15 protein-coding genes and 1 other RNA gene are annotated in these 14,373 nt (G+C 40.9%); 7 read left to right on the plus strand and 9 right to left on the minus strand.

What is annotated here, in order from left to right:
- Position 1: 1 nt before the first annotated feature.
- The 3 genes from CDO84_RS09415 to CDO84_RS09425 form a co-directional block, all read right to left on the minus strand.
- Complete coding sequence (locus tag CDO84_RS09415) at positions 2-703, minus strand: MBL fold metallo-hydrolase (RefSeq protein WP_040082912.1); 702 nt, start codon at positions 701-703, stop codon at positions 2-4.
- A gap of 77 nt (positions 704-780) precedes the next feature.
- On the minus strand, positions 781-1,263 hold the full coding sequence (locus CDO84_RS09420) for a GyrI-like domain-containing protein (RefSeq protein ID WP_040082911.1): 483 nt from the start codon (positions 1,261-1,263) through the stop codon (positions 781-783).
- 53 nt (positions 1,264-1,316) lie between these two features.
- Positions 1,317-2,255 carry a helix-turn-helix transcriptional regulator gene (locus tag CDO84_RS09425; RefSeq protein ID WP_040082909.1) on the minus strand — a complete coding sequence of 313 codons (939 nt, stop codon included), beginning with the start codon at positions 2,253-2,255 and terminating at the stop codon, positions 1,317-1,319.
- Between the two features lie 206 nt (positions 2,256-2,461).
- Here CDO84_RS09425 and csk22 point away from each other — a divergent pair, with 206 nt between their 5' ends.
- Positions 2,462-3,007, plus strand: coding sequence for a mother cell-specific sporulation protein Csk22 (csk22, locus tag CDO84_RS09430; protein WP_014664250.1), 546 nt, complete (start codon positions 2,462-2,464; stop codon positions 3,005-3,007).
- A gap of 26 nt (positions 3,008-3,033) precedes the next feature.
- On the opposite strand, the gene czrA is transcribed toward csk22, so the two are convergent.
- On the minus strand, positions 3,034-3,357 hold the full coding sequence (gene czrA, locus CDO84_RS09435) for a Zn(II)-responsive metalloregulatory transcriptional repressor CzrA (protein ID WP_003231284.1): 324 nt from the start codon (positions 3,355-3,357) through the stop codon (positions 3,034-3,036).
- A gap of 192 nt (positions 3,358-3,549) precedes the next feature.
- Here czrA and CDO84_RS09440 point away from each other — a divergent pair, with 192 nt between their 5' ends.
- Complete coding sequence (locus CDO84_RS09440) at positions 3,550-4,227, plus strand: lysozyme family protein (protein ID WP_040082907.1); 678 nt, start codon at positions 3,550-3,552, stop codon at positions 4,225-4,227.
- Positions 4,228-4,316: 89 nt separating this feature from the next.
- Here CDO84_RS09440 and CDO84_RS09445 read toward each other — a convergent pair whose 3' ends face one another.
- Positions 4,317-4,853 (minus strand): DUF420 domain-containing protein, encoded by a 537-nt coding sequence (locus tag CDO84_RS09445; protein WP_003231280.1) that lies wholly within the window; start codon positions 4,851-4,853, stop codon positions 4,317-4,319.
- A 137-nt stretch (positions 4,854-4,990) separates the two neighbouring features.
- A complete protein-coding gene (locus CDO84_RS09450; protein ID WP_040082906.1) occupies positions 4,991-5,773 on the minus strand; it encodes a VLRF1 family aeRF1-type release factor in 783 nt (260 codons plus the stop codon).
- 170 nt (positions 5,774-5,943) lie between these two features.
- Here CDO84_RS09450 and CDO84_RS09455 point away from each other — a divergent pair, with 170 nt between their 5' ends.
- The 5 genes from CDO84_RS09455 (at position 5,944) to desR (ending at position 10,552) form a co-directional block, all read left to right on the plus strand.
- Positions 5,944-6,441, plus strand: a complete 498-nt coding sequence (locus CDO84_RS09455) for an N-acetyltransferase (RefSeq protein WP_040082905.1) — start codon at positions 5,944-5,946, stop codon at positions 6,439-6,441.
- A gap of 63 nt (positions 6,442-6,504) precedes the next feature.
- A complete protein-coding gene (locus CDO84_RS09460) occupies positions 6,505-7,482 on the plus strand; it encodes a S66 family peptidase (RefSeq protein ID WP_014664254.1) in 978 nt (325 codons plus the stop codon).
- Positions 7,483-7,643: 161 nt separating this feature from the next.
- On the plus strand, positions 7,644-8,702 hold the full coding sequence (desE, locus tag CDO84_RS09465; protein WP_040082903.1) for a Delta(5) desaturase DesA: 1,059 nt from the start codon (positions 7,644-7,646) through the stop codon (positions 8,700-8,702).
- A 119-nt stretch (positions 8,703-8,821) separates the two neighbouring features.
- A complete protein-coding gene (gene desK, locus CDO84_RS09470; RefSeq protein ID WP_014664256.1) occupies positions 8,822-9,934 on the plus strand; it encodes a two-component sensor histidine kinase DesK in 1,113 nt (370 codons plus the stop codon).
- Between the two features lie 18 nt (positions 9,935-9,952).
- Complete coding sequence (desR, locus tag CDO84_RS09475) at positions 9,953-10,552, plus strand: two-component system response regulator DesR (RefSeq protein WP_014664257.1); 600 nt, start codon at positions 9,953-9,955, stop codon at positions 10,550-10,552.
- Between the two features lie 512 nt (positions 10,553-11,064).
- Here the strand turns inward: desR and CDO84_RS09480 are convergent.
- The 3 genes from CDO84_RS09480 to ssrS form a co-directional block, all read right to left on the minus strand.
- Entirely contained in the window at positions 11,065-11,901 is an 837-nt protein-coding gene (locus CDO84_RS09480; RefSeq protein ID WP_040082902.1) for a LysM peptidoglycan-binding and 3D domain-containing protein, read from the minus strand.
- 247 nt (positions 11,902-12,148) lie between these two features.
- On the minus strand, positions 12,149-13,924 hold the full coding sequence (gene recQ / locus CDO84_RS09485; protein WP_040082901.1) for a DNA helicase RecQ: 1,776 nt from the start codon (positions 13,922-13,924) through the stop codon (positions 12,149-12,151).
- Between the two features lie 141 nt (positions 13,925-14,065).
- A non-coding RNA gene (gene ssrS, locus CDO84_RS09490) (6S RNA) lies at positions 14,066-14,252 on the minus strand.
- Between the last annotated feature and the right edge of the window lie 121 nt (positions 14,253-14,373).

Raw genomic sequence — 14,373 nt, forward strand, 5'->3', positions numbered from 1 at the left:
ATCATCCTTTCTTTGCTTTTTGAATCGCCTGTCCTATCCGCTCTGAGGGTGATCGCAGAAAATTCCCATGTCCGACAGCGAGACAGGAAGGCGCCTTATCGGCGAGCAATTGTGCACTTTTGATGGCCTCCTCCTTATTCCATGTAGCGAAAGCGGGAAAAGGAAACGTCCATTTTATCTGGCCTGAAACAGCGATTCCTCCGCGCAACTGAAACGCATCCCCTGCTATTAAAGTGCCGTTTCTTGTATCAAGAAATGACATGCTGCCTGGTGTATGGCCGGGTGTAGGGATGGCAAGCAGGGAACCAATTGTTTCACCGCCCGTCAGCAGTTGGTGAGGCTTTGTTTGTATGTGTTTCGGAATACCTCCTTTTATAGGCGTCTGCGGCTCATCTTGCCGCAAGGATGTGTCACCTTGAAGCAAGAATGAATCCCGTTCCGAGATCATGACCTTCGCATGCGGAAATGTTTGTGCCAATGTATCCAGTGATCCAACATGGTCCCCATGTGCATGAGTCAGTAAAATATGCTGAAGCGGTTTTCCAATTTGATTCACAGCTTGAATGATTCCTTTATAGCTGCCTGGAAGCGCGGCATCAATAAGGGTGACTTCGTTTTCTTCCTCTACTAAATAGCAATTGACTGGAAACAATGCTGGAAAAAAAGTCAGCTGCCAAACGGTTTGATACTGAGTCATTCTCATCTTTTTATTCCCACTAACAAAAAACTAATAGCGTTAGTTTTATTATTAACTAATACCATTAGTTTTTCAAGAGTTTATTATTTTTTTATCGCTACATAAATGTTAACTTGTGCCCGCTGTGGCACTGCAGCACTTCGATCATACACCTCAAAGTCACCTGTAAACGTGCGCAGATGTCGCTTATCCCACGTCCAAATGTCCTTCCACGTTTCAAGCACAATCTCTTCAATAGGACCGATTCTGGAAGTGAAAACGGCATAAGCGGAAGCCGGCAAATCAATGTTTTCATATGGTTCCGGAAGGATGTCGTCGTATTCCTGAAACGTTCCGATTGAAAATGTGTAAAGCCCATTTGTCTCCTGTTCATAATTCGAATATAAGGCAATAATGCTCTGGTCTTTTTCTCCCTGTGATAAAAGAACGCTCATATCCTGCTTCCAGAATTGGTCCCACAGTGCCGGAATCCTCCTTTCTTCCGTCATTTCCAGTGCGTTGCTTGTCCGTTGTGAAAGTCCGGCAAATCGTTTCCGGTCTAAGTGTGTCATATGTGAAAAGCCCATACGATCTCCTCCTTTTTTTAAGATTATAGACAAAGAAACCTGACAGCAGTGTGTCAGGTTTCATATATTTTTTGCATGTGATGAATGGTTTCTTTTACTTTATCCCGTATATGAAGAGGCTGCAGAACCTCAATATCCTTTCCGAACTGGAGCAAAAAACCGATCAGCCATTGATCTTCAGGAAGCGAAATCACTGCCCGGCAGATTTCATTTTCATCACAGTGAAGGACATCATATCCGAACCATTCACCTATGCGCTGACGTGCTGCCGGCTGAACAAGAATAACCAATTCAGTTAAACGGTCCTTTTGGTACCATCTCTTATCCCATGGCAAAGTGGCCAGCTGAATGTCTTTTCTGATAAAGGTCTGATGTAAGATGGCCAGATCTTTCATCCGGTTTAGTTTAAAAAAACGAAAATCATTTCTTACCAGGCAGTAGGCATATAAATACCAGTGCCCCGCCTTGCAAACCAATGTATAAGGTTCAGTCTCCCGAAGCAGTGTTTCCCCGCTTGCGCTTGTATATGTAAAAGATATCGTTGACAATCGATCGATGGCGGCGCTGATTTTCTCACGAAGCGCCTTTTGATCCTCAGTCTGGCCCCAAGCCGTCATGTCAATAAACCATTTTTCAGTTTGGTGCTTAAATGCTTCGGCTGACTGCTCAGGTATGAGGTGCTTGATTTTTTGATAAGCTGTGCTGTGAGAAACAGGTTCGTGCATAGATGAAACACTCTGCAAAGCAGAAGCGATCGCAAACAGCTCCTCCTCCTTCAGCCACTCTCTCTCAAGCCGATACGTCTCCATAATGCCAATTCCGCCCCCGGAGCCCTGTGAGGTCACAATTGGAATACCAGCCCTATTGATCGTCTCAATATCACGGTAAATGGTTCTGACTGATACTTCAAACAGCTCAGCAAGTTCAGCAGCCTGCACTTGTTTTTTGCTGATTAATAATACAACCATCGCTAACAAACGTTCCAGTTTCATTCTGCGCACCTTTTCTTCTTGTATTTCCCATCAAAACAATCATAACATTTTGATAAAGCTTGGGCATATCTATTATGCGGCCACATACACCTCGCATATGTTATGAAAACAGGGGTTCCCCCTTCTTTTTTGTGTTCAGTATTTGATTTCAGCTACTATTTCCAACCGGATAAGCATACACTTCTCAACGGAGGGGATTTCACATCATGCATTTTACACTTCAAAGCGTTTATCCTGCCATGATCATCATCTTTTTTCTGTATAAAAAAATTAAAAGGTCCATCGGATATCAGCCGCTGAAGCCCCGCTGGCTGTTCACCCGCATCATTCTTTTCTCGCTGTTTGCTTTTGTGCTTTCAATCTTCAGCCTCATCCACCCTTTTTTATATGGATATCTCATTATGGGTATTCTTGGCGGATGGCTCCTTGTCTTTTTCGCTAAGAAAAACATCTCCTTTAAAAAACGCAGAGGAAAGATCTATTTTCGGACTCATATTTGGGTAGAGATGATTCTCTTGACTTTATTTCTATCAAGATTTCTGTATCGAGTGACGGAGCTTTATCTTACCTCACCTGATCTAAACAGCCTTGGATCATACAGTCAGTCAATCGGAACGGACCCTCTGACAATTGGCGTCTTTTTTCTGATAGCCGTTTATTATATCGGTTTTTCCTCTTTTGTCATCAAGCTTAGCCGAAACGAACTCGAACAGCACAGACACAATAAAGAAAAAGACATCCTTGCCCGCTAACAGCGAGTTAAGCAAGGATGTCTTTTTCAATCATGCTGTGTATGATGGATCATTTGTTGAAGAACATCTAAAACATGTTCATCCTCCGGAGAGTAATAAATTGATGTTCCTTCTCTGCGCGATTTGACAAGCCGGAGATTTTTTAAAAATCTAAGCTGGTGGGACACTGTAGACTGCAGTAAATTCAGCTTTTCTGCAATTCCGTTTACTGCATGTTCACCCTGTGACAATAAATGAAGAATTCTGATTCGGGTAGGATCAGAAAGCGCTTTGAATGTTTGCGCTACTAGAAACAAAGTCTCCTCGTCCAGATCAGCAGCCGATTGTTCCGTTTCTCTAAATTCAGTCATATGTATCACCTTTCTTTATTCATAATTTTATCTTATAACAAATGCGCTTGAGTGCAAAACAGCCTGCTTGTATTCCATTTCAATCTCATAGTTTAAATTTATGTTTCAAATTAGGTTTTTACTTGGTCTGATTTATCGTTCTATGTCATAATAAAAAGGTCATACTGCTCCAAACATTGAGGGTGAAACACAGTGAAGAAAAAGAGAAAAGGCTGTTTCGCTGCTGCGGGTTTTATGATGATTTTTGTCTTTGTCATCGCCTCTTTTTTATTGGTATTGCTTTTTTTTAACCGGGATTTAATCAAAAAACTTCCGATCGATACAAAAACGATTGTTTTGGAACGTTTAACCGATTACAAACCCTTGGTGGAAGAAGAGCTTGAAAGCCAAGGACTCTCTCATTATACATCACTCATATTAGGCATGATGTATCAGGAGTCAAAAGGAAAAGGCAATGATCCCATGCAGTCCTCTGAATCTCTGGGGTTAAAACGCAATGAGATAACAGACCCTCAACTCAGTGTTAAACAAGGCATCAAGCAATTTACCCTCATGTACAAAACCGGTAAGGAAAAAGGTGTGGATTTGGATACCATTATTCAAAGCTACAACATGGGGGCAGGTTACATTGATTTTGTAGCTGAACATGGAGGAACGCATACTGAGGAATTGGCAAAACAATACTCCGAGCAGCAAGTCAAAAAAAATCCTGATCTGTATACTTGTGGGGGAAACATGAAGAATTTCCGCTATCCGTATTGCTACGGTGATTATACGTATGCAGAAAAAGTAAAAGAAAAAACAAAAACTGTTGAAGAATCTATGCAGGTTGCAACACTTGAAACCATGGAATCCAAGGCTCATGAATAAGAGTCTATCAATTTGCTGACAAAAGCCCAAACATGAATTTGGGCTTTTGTCATGTTTACATGTAAAAAAAGCCATACTCAGTATGGCTTTTAATAATATGGTGAAATCATCAAATATACAATAACGCCTGTAAGGCTTACATACAGCCATAAAGGCATTGTCCATCTGGCGATTTTTTTATGGCGCTCTACCTGCATGCTGAAGCCTCTGATCAGCGTAAACAGCGCAAGCGGCACAATGATTGCAGAAAGGCAGATATGTGTAATTAAAATAAAGAAGTAAATCGGACGCATAATACCTTCTCCGCCATAAAGCGTATTTTCCGCAATCGAGTGGTAAGTCACATAGCAAATCAAAAATAGTAATGTTGTTGTGAATGCGGCTAAGATAAAGCGTTTGTGAGCTTTAATATTTTTCTGTTTAATCATAATCAGCGCGGCCAATAAGAAGATAAACGTAAAGCTGTTGAATATCGCATTCAGCATGGGCAAAATGTGAATATTCGCATGGCTGAACTGATCTAATTTAGGCATAAAAAACAGCACTGCGATTAAACCGTTAATCAGAACTGTCAGCGTGAGGACAATCCCCGTGTAATTTTTCGGTTTATTTTCTGTTTGATTCATTTGGTGACCTCTCCTAATTTGTACTGGCTATCCAAATCGTATGCAAATTCAAAGAAGATGTCAACGTTTTCGACTGCTTCGTCAGAAATTAGACACACTTCAAAGGCCGGCGGCTATTAGCCCCGGCCCTGTTAGGTTTACGCTTCTTTTATCAGATGTTCAATGACCTTATGTTCATTTTCATTCAGCAGGTTCTTTTGAATTTTCGAATGAATGGGTTTATTCATATGCTGATCCAAGATATCAGCCGTTTCTTTATCCCCGGCGATGACCATTCGTTCCCATCTTTTCGCAGCAGCTTTTTGATCTAGGCTGGCAGCCAGCCGCTTATATAGTCTCGATTGGTTCTCTGTTACATGTTCCCTCATCCGGTTCTCTTCAAATGCTTCCGCTTTGTTTACAGCGGAACGGCAATTCTTCCAAGACTCATTGATCATATCATACTCATAACGCTCCACCGTCTCAATTTCCCCTAAAACGGTTTCAATAATTTTCACTTCATGCTGCTGAGTTAAAATAAACGCCGTACTTGGGTATGTTTGGCGCAAATCCCTTAGCTGATCCAGGACAGCTGTTTCTTCCCAGTAAAATCTAGTATCTACAGGGACTTGAAGCTTAATCGCTTCCCATATGCCACTGTCGGAAACAAAAAACACGAGACTGCGGGGCATGTCTTTTCCCATTGCATTCAGGTATTGATTCATTTTAGCTCTTATTCCATCCAGACACTTCTCCTCCTCTGGATTACTAGCAGCCAAATACTCTTTTAATCGGCTGAATCCTGACTTTAGGGCAATCTTCCATTCCCCCCTCTGCTGCTCTGGATCTCTCGTATCTGTATTGAGATACAGGGAGAGAATTTTATCCGGCGGTTCCAATTGGACATATTGTAATTTGTTAATCAATGAATCAATCGCCATTCCGCTTCCTCCTTTTTCACAGGTTAGTTTTCTATTTCCTCTCTTAAAAATGATCAAACCTGACTTAGCGTTAATTTCTAGTAATAATGGAATTGTTGTTTACAATACGCCTTTCTTCTAATACAATTGGTAACTGTGTTTCTAAGCAGTTTTTTGAAAGGAGTTTGATCTTGTTTACTATTAAAGAAAAAAATCGTCAAGAGCTTGAGGAAGAGCTAAATGAATTAGAATTTCAAATTTACCGAATGCAGGAGAATATGAAGGATTTATCTAAGGATGCCAAAGTGCTTGGTATTGATCAATCGAAACATCAAGAGTGGATGATTGTTTCCTCGATTGATGATGGCCAAACATGCAAAATTATGCTTACTGATTGTAAAACGGCTTACAGAGGAAAAGGCAGTTTTTCACTTGTAGCGTCTTACAAGGATGATGCCATTCATATCGGGGACATCAAAGGCCCTCCGAATCACGGGTTTGGTTCCATTTGCATGAAATATTTAAAAGATATCGCCAGAGACCACAATATTCCGAAAGTCACAGGCGACATTGCCAAGCGTGATTGGAATCATGTAGACCGGCTGATTCATTTTTATGAAAAACATCAATTCAAAGTATGCGTCGATCCTGATACACAATCCGGCAGCATTAAGTGGGTTGATTTGTAAAAAAATCTGGAATCATGAGCCTAGATGTGCTGTAATGGTGTAAAACCATTGATGGAGGGTTCTATGTACGCCTCAAAATTGAAAAAGGGAGACGAGATCCGGATTGTGTCTCCCGCAACCAGCATGTCTATATTATCAAACGAAGCAAAAGTTCAAGCAAAAACAACATTAGAACGCTTAGGTTATCGGGTCACCATTGCTGAACATGCAAATGAATGTAACGAATTTGATTCATCCTCTATCGAATCAAGAGTCCATGATCTGCACACGGCCTTTTTTGATCCAGGCGTCAAAGCGATTTTAACGACACTCGGAGGCTTCAATTCAAATCAGCTGCTGCGCTATCTTGATTACGAAAAAATCAAACAGCATCCAAAAATTCTGTGCGGCTATTCTGATATAACGGCCCTCAGCAATGCCATTTATCAAAAAACGGGTCTTGTTACGTATTCAGGCCCCCACTTTTCAACATTTGCAATGAAAAAAGGGCTCGATTATACACAAGATTATTTTCTTTCTTGCTGCGCTTCGGACGATCCGTTTGAGATTCATCCTTCGAGCGAATGGAGCGATGACCGCTGGTATTTGGATCAAGAAAGCAGACGCTTTTATCCAAATAACGGACCTGTTGTGATTCAAGAGGGTTATGCGGAAGGCACTTTGATTGGCGGAAACCTATGCACGCTTAATTTGCTGCAGGGAACGGAGTATTTTCCAGAAACAGAACATACCATCTTATTGATTGAAGATGATTATATGTCAGACATCCACATGTTTGACCGCGATCTGCAATCACTCATCCACCTCCCCGCTTTTTCACATGTAAAGGGTATTTTGATCGGCAGATTTCAGAAAGCATCAAACGTATCAATGGATCTCGTAAAAGCCATGATCGAAACAAAAAAAGAATTATCCGGCATCCCGGTCATCGCAAACATAAATGCTGGACATACCTCGCCAATTGCCACATTCCCTATAGGGGGAACATGCAGAATTGAAGCTGTTTCGGGCACCTCGCGAATATGGATCGATAAACATTAATCAGCTTGTAAATTTTTTTACAAGCTTTTTTAGCGTAATCGGTTATGCAAGGCGCACCAGACATGACAAATGTCATATAGGAGGCATGATGTGTGCTACTACAAAAGACTTCTCTCATTAGCGTATACTGAACCGAGACACACAATGAGAGGATACTTACTATGACTGAACAAACCGTTGCACATAAACAAAAACAGCTGACAAAGCAAGTCGCTGCATTTGCTCAGCCTGAAACGAAAAACAGCCTGATTCAGCTTTTGAACACGTTTATTCCATTCTTCGGCCTGTGGTTTCTTGCTTATCTCAGCCTCAATGTCTCCTATCTTCTTACGTTAGCATTAACAGTGATTGCCGCGGGTTTTCTGACAAGAATTTTTATCATCTTCCATGACTGCTGCCATCAATCTTTTTTCAAACAAAAACGCTATAACCATATTCTTGGTTTTCTGACAGGTGTCCTGACTTTATTCCCGTATCTTCAATGGCAGCACAGCCATTCGATTCACCATGCGACAAGCAGCAATCTGGATAAACGCGGAACAGGTGATATCTGGATGTTAACAGTGAACGAATATAAGGCTGCATCCAGACGAACAAAGCTTGCCTACAGACTTTATCGAAACCCGTTTATCATGTTTATTCTCGGACCGATTTATGTTTTTCTGATCACGAACCGTTTTAACAAAAAAGGCGCAAGACGCAAGGAGCGTGTAAACACATACCTTACGAATCTGGCAATTGCCGCGTTGGCTGCCGCTTGCTGTCTGATCTTTGGTTGGCAATCGTTTTTGCTCGTTCAAGGCCCGATATTTCTGATTTCAGGTTCAATCGGTGTTTGGCTGTTTTACGTGCAGCATACCTTTGAAGATTCTTATTTTGAAGCGGATGAAAACTGGAGCTACGTTCAGGCCGCTGTTGAAGGCAGTTCATTTTATAAGCTTCCGAAGCTGCTTCAATGGCTGACAGGCAATATCGGTTACCACCACGTGCATCATTTGAGTCCAAAGGTGCCTAACTATAAGCTTGAAGTGGCTCATGAACATCACGAACCATTAAAAAACGTACCGACAATTACCTTAAAAACAAGTCTGCAATCACTTGCATTCCGCCTTTGGGATGAAGATAAAAAACAATTTGTGTCCTTTCGGGACATCAAACATAAACCTTCAAGCTCTTCGCCTGGTTCACCAGATAAAGAGCAGTTGCGAAAGAACGCCTGATGATGAAGGAGGTCTTCTAATATACTAGAGGACTTCCTTTTTATTATTGGAGGGTGCATTCCGGCTTTCACAATGATAAAGTAACAAGTAAGATGAAAAGCTGAAAATGAGGTAAGATCATGATTAAAAAGCATTTTACATTTCAAAAACTAAGCGGAATTACTCCCTATATATGGACAATATTTTTCATTCTCCCCTTCTACTTTATATGGAAATCATCATCTACATTTGTTATTATTGTCGGCATCATTTTGACGCTTTTATTTTTTTCCGTATATAGATTTGCTTTCGTCTCAAAAGGCTGGACCATTTATTTGTGGGGATTTTTATTAATCGGCATTTCGACGTCCTCCATTACTCTGTTCAGTTATATTTATTTTGCTTTTTTTATCGCGTATTTTATTGGAAACATTAAGGAACGCGTCCCTTTTCATATTTTATATTATGTCCATTTAATAAGCGCGGCTGTCGCAGCTAATTTCAGTCTCGTATTAAAAAAGGAATTCTTCTTGACTCAAATTCCTTTTGTCGTCATTACCCTCATCAGCGCGATTTTATTGCCCTTCAGTATAAGAAGCCGCAAGGAACGCGAACGGCTGGAAGAAAAGCTTGAGGATGCAAATGAACGGATTGCAGAACTGGTAAAATTAGAAGAACGGCAGCGAATTGCCCGCGATCTCCATGATACGCTTGGACAAAAGCTTTCTCTTATCGGATTAAAAAGCGACTTAGCGAGAAAATTGATATACAAAGATCCCGAACAAGCAGCTCGTGAATTGAAAAGTGTTCAGCAAACAGCGAGAACTTCTTTAAATGAAGTAAGAAAAATCGTATCCTCCATGAAAGGCATCCGGCTCAAGGATGAACTGATCAACATCAAACAGATTCTCGAAGCCGCAGACATTACGTTTATCTATGAAGAAGAGAAGTGGCCCGAAAATATCTCATTGCTAAATGAAAACATTTTGAGCATGTGCTTAAAAGAAGCTGTCACAAATGTCGTCAAACACAGTCAGGCTAAAACTTGCCGAGTAGACATTCAGCAGCTCTGGAAGGAAGTTGTCATTACAGTGTCTGACGATGGAACATTTAAAGGAGAAGAAAATTCCTTTTCTAAAGGACATGGCTTACTTGGGATGAGAGAACGGCTTGAGTTTGCAAACGGAAGCCTTCACATCGATACCGAAAACGGCACCAAGCTTACCATGGCAATTCCTAATAATTCAAAATAAACATAAAGGATGGCTTACATGATTAGTATATTTATTGCAGAAGATCAGCAAATGCTGCTGGGCGCTTTAGGATCACTTCTAAACCTAGAAGACGATATGGAAGTCGTAGGAAAAGGGACAACCGGCCAAGATGCTGTTGATTTTGTCAAAAAACGCCAGCCTGATGTATGTATTATGGACATTGAAATGCCTGGAAAAACAGGCCTTGAAGCTGCCGAGGAGCTAAAGAATACAGGCTGCAAAATTATAATCCTAACCACCTTTGCCAGACCCGGCTACTTTCAGAGAGCTATTAAAGCAGGCGTAAAAGGCTATTTATTAAAAGACAGTCCGAGCGAAGAACTCGCCTGCGCCATCCGTAGCGTTATGAACGGAAAGCGCATCTATGCACCTGAGCTGATGGAGGACTTATACAGCGAGGCTAACCCTCTTACAGATAGAGAAAAAGAAGTGCTTGAACTTGTGGCTAACGGTAAAAATACCAAAGAAATCGCTCAGGAACTCAGCATCAAAAGCGGAACGGTGCGAAATTATATCTCAATGATTCTAGAAAAACTTGAAGTGAAAAATCGAATTGAAGCCATTACCCGTTCAAAAGAAAAAGGCTGGTTTAAATAAAAAAAGATCTTGGCAGATGCCAAGATCTTTTTTGTTAACCTGAATACATCGCCGGAACCGGAATTAGACGGATCGATATCCTTCACGCTTAAAGCCAGCTGAACGATGATATGCTTAACAGCCTCAGATAGACTAGTTGTCCTGTTAAAATCGCCGCCACTGCATATCTGCTGAATTGCTGATATCGATTGAATTGCGTATTTAATGGAAAGTCATCTGCTGTCCAACTCCGCTCACAAGCTGCCTTGCCCAACTGCAAGAGTGCCTAATATGACAATAAAAGACCGTCTAAAATGAATCGGATTCCGTATAGGGCAACTGCTACATCCAACTGCCTTTTATCCGCAAAAAAAGATACACAACAGCTCATTTCGCCGATCAAGGATATTAACAACCAGCTATAAATGCCATGGTGCAAAAAAGAAATACGGGACCACTTTTCTTTATCAGCATATGATAAAGAAAAAAAGACACAAGCCAAAAGCTCATGTCTTTTATCACAATCTATATCATTAGTTTAAGACTTTCACACTTACAGTTTTGACGCCCCAATTTGATGCATCGCTTTTATTTGGTACAAATACGTCAATTTTATTTCCTTTAATAGCGCCGCCAGTGTCTGCTGCTGTTGCTTCCCCGTAGCCTTCAACATAGACTTTAGAACCTAGCGGAATCACATTAGGATCAACCGCGATAACTTTCGCGTTCGGGTTTTTATTTAAGTCAATGCCTGTTGCCGTAACGCCGGAGATGCCGCCGTCGTTAGCAGTGTAAGCAGTAGCAGTAACTGTTAGTTCTTTTGAAGCTTCTTGATTATTTGTATTTGATTGAACAGCCTTCTCTTCTGTATTAACAGAAGTTTCTGCCTCAGCTTTTGTTTCTTGTTTAGGTTGCTCTTTTTGCACAGCCTCTTGTTTTGGTGCAGCTTGAGGTGCGCTTGTTTGCGCATTCTCAACAACTGTGTTTGCTGCTGTTGCCTGACCTTTTACTGAAAGAGTTGATCCAGCATAGATCATGTCAGAGCTTAAGTTATTCCAAACTTTCAGGTTGTTGACTGTCGTGCTGAATTTTTGAGCAATCTTAGAAAGCGTATCTCCCGCTTTAATTGTATATTGCCCATTAGTGGTTGTTTCTTCTGAAGAAATGGTCAGTTTTTCTCCTGCAATGATTTTATCAGAAGTTAACTTGTTCCATTCTTTTAAGTCCTTTAGGTTCACTCCGTTTTTCTGAGAGATTCCCCAGAGCGTATCACCCTTTTGCACCGTAATTTCTTTTGCAGAAGCGTGAGCTCCGAATGCAGTTGTTGAAAGTGCAGCAACTGCCACAAAGGACATAATCGTCTTCTTCATAAGTAAATCCTCCCTTGTTAGCTTTTTATTGGCGGCTAACAGGTGATATCGTAACACACGTAAATGTCAAATCAATAACAAAAAGATATGATTTAGATTACAGTTCCTTTACATGAAGGATTTCTCTCTGATGGAAAGACTTGCTGAACCCTTGATATAATAGGCTTCGCAAGTCTTTTTATTTTAAGGCAAAACAGAGAAAATAAAATGTGTTTTTTATAGAAAAAAAGATTGATTTTCTGTTTTTTTAGTCTGTCATCCTTGCATAAGCCTGTATTTCTTGTAAAAAAAGCCGGCCGTATTTTGCTCTTTTTTGTTCTCCGACTCCTTTTATAGACAAAAGTTCCTCATCATTTACGGGCTGTTTTCCTGACATTTCTTTTAACGTTTGGTCAGAGAAAACAACAAATGGCGGAACACCCTGCTCAGCCGCGATTTCTTTCCGAACCATGCGCAATCGTTCAAACAGCTCGTCATTTTCAGTAATCGCTGCCGCTTTTAACGCTTCTTTTCTCGTGACTGATAATTCTCCTCTCAGCACATTCCTTCCTTTACTGCTGACAAAAAGAGTCGGAAACGTACCATCTGACATCCTGATAAAGTCGTCAGAAATAAGAAATTCAATAAAATCACTGATTTCGCCAACTGATTGGTGTTTTAATATTCCGTATGTTGAAAGGTCCGAAAAACCGTTTTCAAGAACTTTTTTATTTTTGGAGCCGGCAAGCACTTGGGCAACTATCGTCTTGCCAAATCGTTCTTTCATGCGAATGATACAAGATAAGACCATTTGCGCCTCCCGCGTCACGTCATGGGCCGCCCTTGTATCAGTGCAGTTTCCGCATTGTCCGCACGCATCAGGCTCCTTTTCTCCGAAATACATAAGGATAAAACGCTGCAGACAATCTTCCGTATGACAATAGTCGACCATTTGTCTCAGCTTTTTTAAATCCTGCTTTTGTTTTTCTTCATGTTCTGATTGCTCAATTAAGAAGCGCTGCACCATAATATCCTGCGGTGAAAACAGGAGAACACATTCACTGGCAAGGCCGTCCCGCCCAGCTCGTCCAGCCTCTTGATAATAGCTTTCCATATCTTTTGGAATTTGTGCATGCAGAACAAATCTGATATTTGATTTATCAATCCCCATTCCAAAAGCAGAGGTTGCCACCATCACTTGAAGCTCATCATTAAGAAACCTTTCCTGCTGCTCTTTTCTCACATCATCAGCCAAACCCCCGTGATACCGCCCTGCCCTGATCTGATTTCGTTTCAATCTCTCATATATCCGATCAGCTTCTTTTCTGGTCGCGGTATAGACAATTCCTGCTTCATGTCTGTTGTTTTGCACATATTCATCTATAAAACGATCTTTATTTTCTCCTTTTACTACTTTAAAGGTTAAATTTTCTCGTGAAAATCCGGTATATACCGTGTTTTCTTTTTGAATGTGCAGCTGTTTGCAAATATCATCATGAACCTCGGGTGTGGCTGTTGCTGTTAACGCCATGATGACAGGCTTGTCGTGTAATTCACGGAACAAAATTTCAATATTTCTGTAGCTTGGCCTGAAATCGTGCCCCCATTGAGAAATACAATGCGCCTCGTCTATTGCGACCAAAGGAACATCTATGCCCTGCAAAATCCGGATAAACTCCGTGGACGTTAGTCGCTCTGGTGTAATGTAAAAAAGCTTATAAGCCCCTTCTTTGAGTCCGTTCAGCCTCTCGTATATTTCCTGATTGGATTGTGTGCTATTAATGTAGGCGGCGTTAATCCCCGCTTCTTCTAATGCATCAACTTGATCCTTCATCAAGGAAATCAACGGTGAAATGACGATCGTCGTCCCTTCAAACATTAATGCTGGAATTTGATAGCAAATCGATTTGCCGCCTCCCGTTGGCATAATACAGGCCGTATTTTGCCTCGCTTCCGTTACCAAGCGGATCGCTTCATCCTGGCCGCTGCGAAGCTTTTCATAACCAAAATAATGAGCCAGAAGGGATTGGGCTCTATGTAACATAATGTGTAAACCTCGCTTTTCCTTGAATTTCCCCCATCATAACATAAAAAAGAGGCCTTCATTTCTTTCACACAAAAATTGAATTTTTTGCTATACCAACCTTTTCATATAAAATAAAAAGCCATTTCCGAAAAGGAAATGGCTTTCGCTACATCTTGCCGTATGCAAGTAAGAAAGTTTTAAACCACCACTCCTCAAAGTGGGTGTTTGCAGAAACGTTCCTGTCGTCCTCAGCAATGGAGGCATGACATTCCGGCTTCGATATAAAACTCCCTATTACAGCTTAAAGGTTAAAACTTAATTAACAATACGCACAAAGTAGCTTCTTTTATATAGTACACCATCGAGCGGTTTTAATCAAGAGGCCAGAACAATTGTTTAGAAAAACTTTTTCCAGCCAATAAAAATGTTTTTTCGCTATTATATCCAAAGATTCGACAAATCAAAAA

It is taken from the genome of Bacillus sp. MD-5 (assembly GCF_002201875.1).
Taxonomy (GTDB): Bacteria; Bacillota; Bacilli; order Bacillales; family Bacillaceae; genus Bacillus; species Bacillus stercoris.

What these genes read in the sequence shown, in the direction of transcription:
- CDO84_RS09415 (WP_040082912.1), bottom strand. Translation starts at nt 703, where the DNA reads ATGAGAATGACTCAGTATCAAACCGTTTGGCAGCTGACTTTTTTTCCA.
- CDO84_RS09420 (WP_040082911.1), bottom strand. Translation starts at nt 1,263, where the DNA reads ATGGGCTTTTCACATATGACACACTTAGACCGGAAACGATTTGCCGGA.
- CDO84_RS09425 (WP_040082909.1), bottom strand. Translation starts at nt 2,255, where the DNA reads ATGAAACTGGAACGTTTGTTAGCGATGGTTGTATTATTAATCAGCAAA.
- csk22 (WP_014664250.1), top strand. Translation starts at nt 2,462, where the DNA reads ATGCATTTTACACTTCAAAGCGTTTATCCTGCCATGATCATCATCTTT.
- czrA (WP_003231284.1), bottom strand. Translation starts at nt 3,357, where the DNA reads ATGACTGAATTTAGAGAAACGGAACAATCGGCTGCTGATCTGGACGAG.
- CDO84_RS09445 (WP_003231280.1), bottom strand. Translation starts at nt 4,853, where the DNA reads ATGAATCAAACAGAAAATAAACCGAAAAATTACACGGGGATTGTCCTC.
- CDO84_RS09450 (WP_040082906.1), bottom strand. Translation starts at nt 5,773, where the DNA reads ATGGCGATTGATTCATTGATTAACAAATTACAATATGTCCAATTGGAA.
- CDO84_RS09460 (WP_014664254.1), top strand. Translation starts at nt 6,505, where the DNA reads ATGTACGCCTCAAAATTGAAAAAGGGAGACGAGATCCGGATTGTGTCT.
- desE (WP_040082903.1), top strand. Translation starts at nt 7,644, where the DNA reads ATGACTGAACAAACCGTTGCACATAAACAAAAACAGCTGACAAAGCAA.
- desK (WP_014664256.1), top strand. Translation starts at nt 8,822, where the DNA reads ATGATTAAAAAGCATTTTACATTTCAAAAACTAAGCGGAATTACTCCC.
- desR (WP_014664257.1), top strand. Translation starts at nt 9,953, where the DNA reads ATGATTAGTATATTTATTGCAGAAGATCAGCAAATGCTGCTGGGCGCT.
- CDO84_RS09480 (WP_040082902.1), bottom strand. Translation starts at nt 11,901, where the DNA reads ATGAAGAAGACGATTATGTCCTTTGTGGCAGTTGCTGCACTTTCAACA.
- recQ (WP_040082901.1), bottom strand. Translation starts at nt 13,924, where the DNA reads ATGTTACATAGAGCCCAATCCCTTCTGGCTCATTATTTTGGTTATGAA.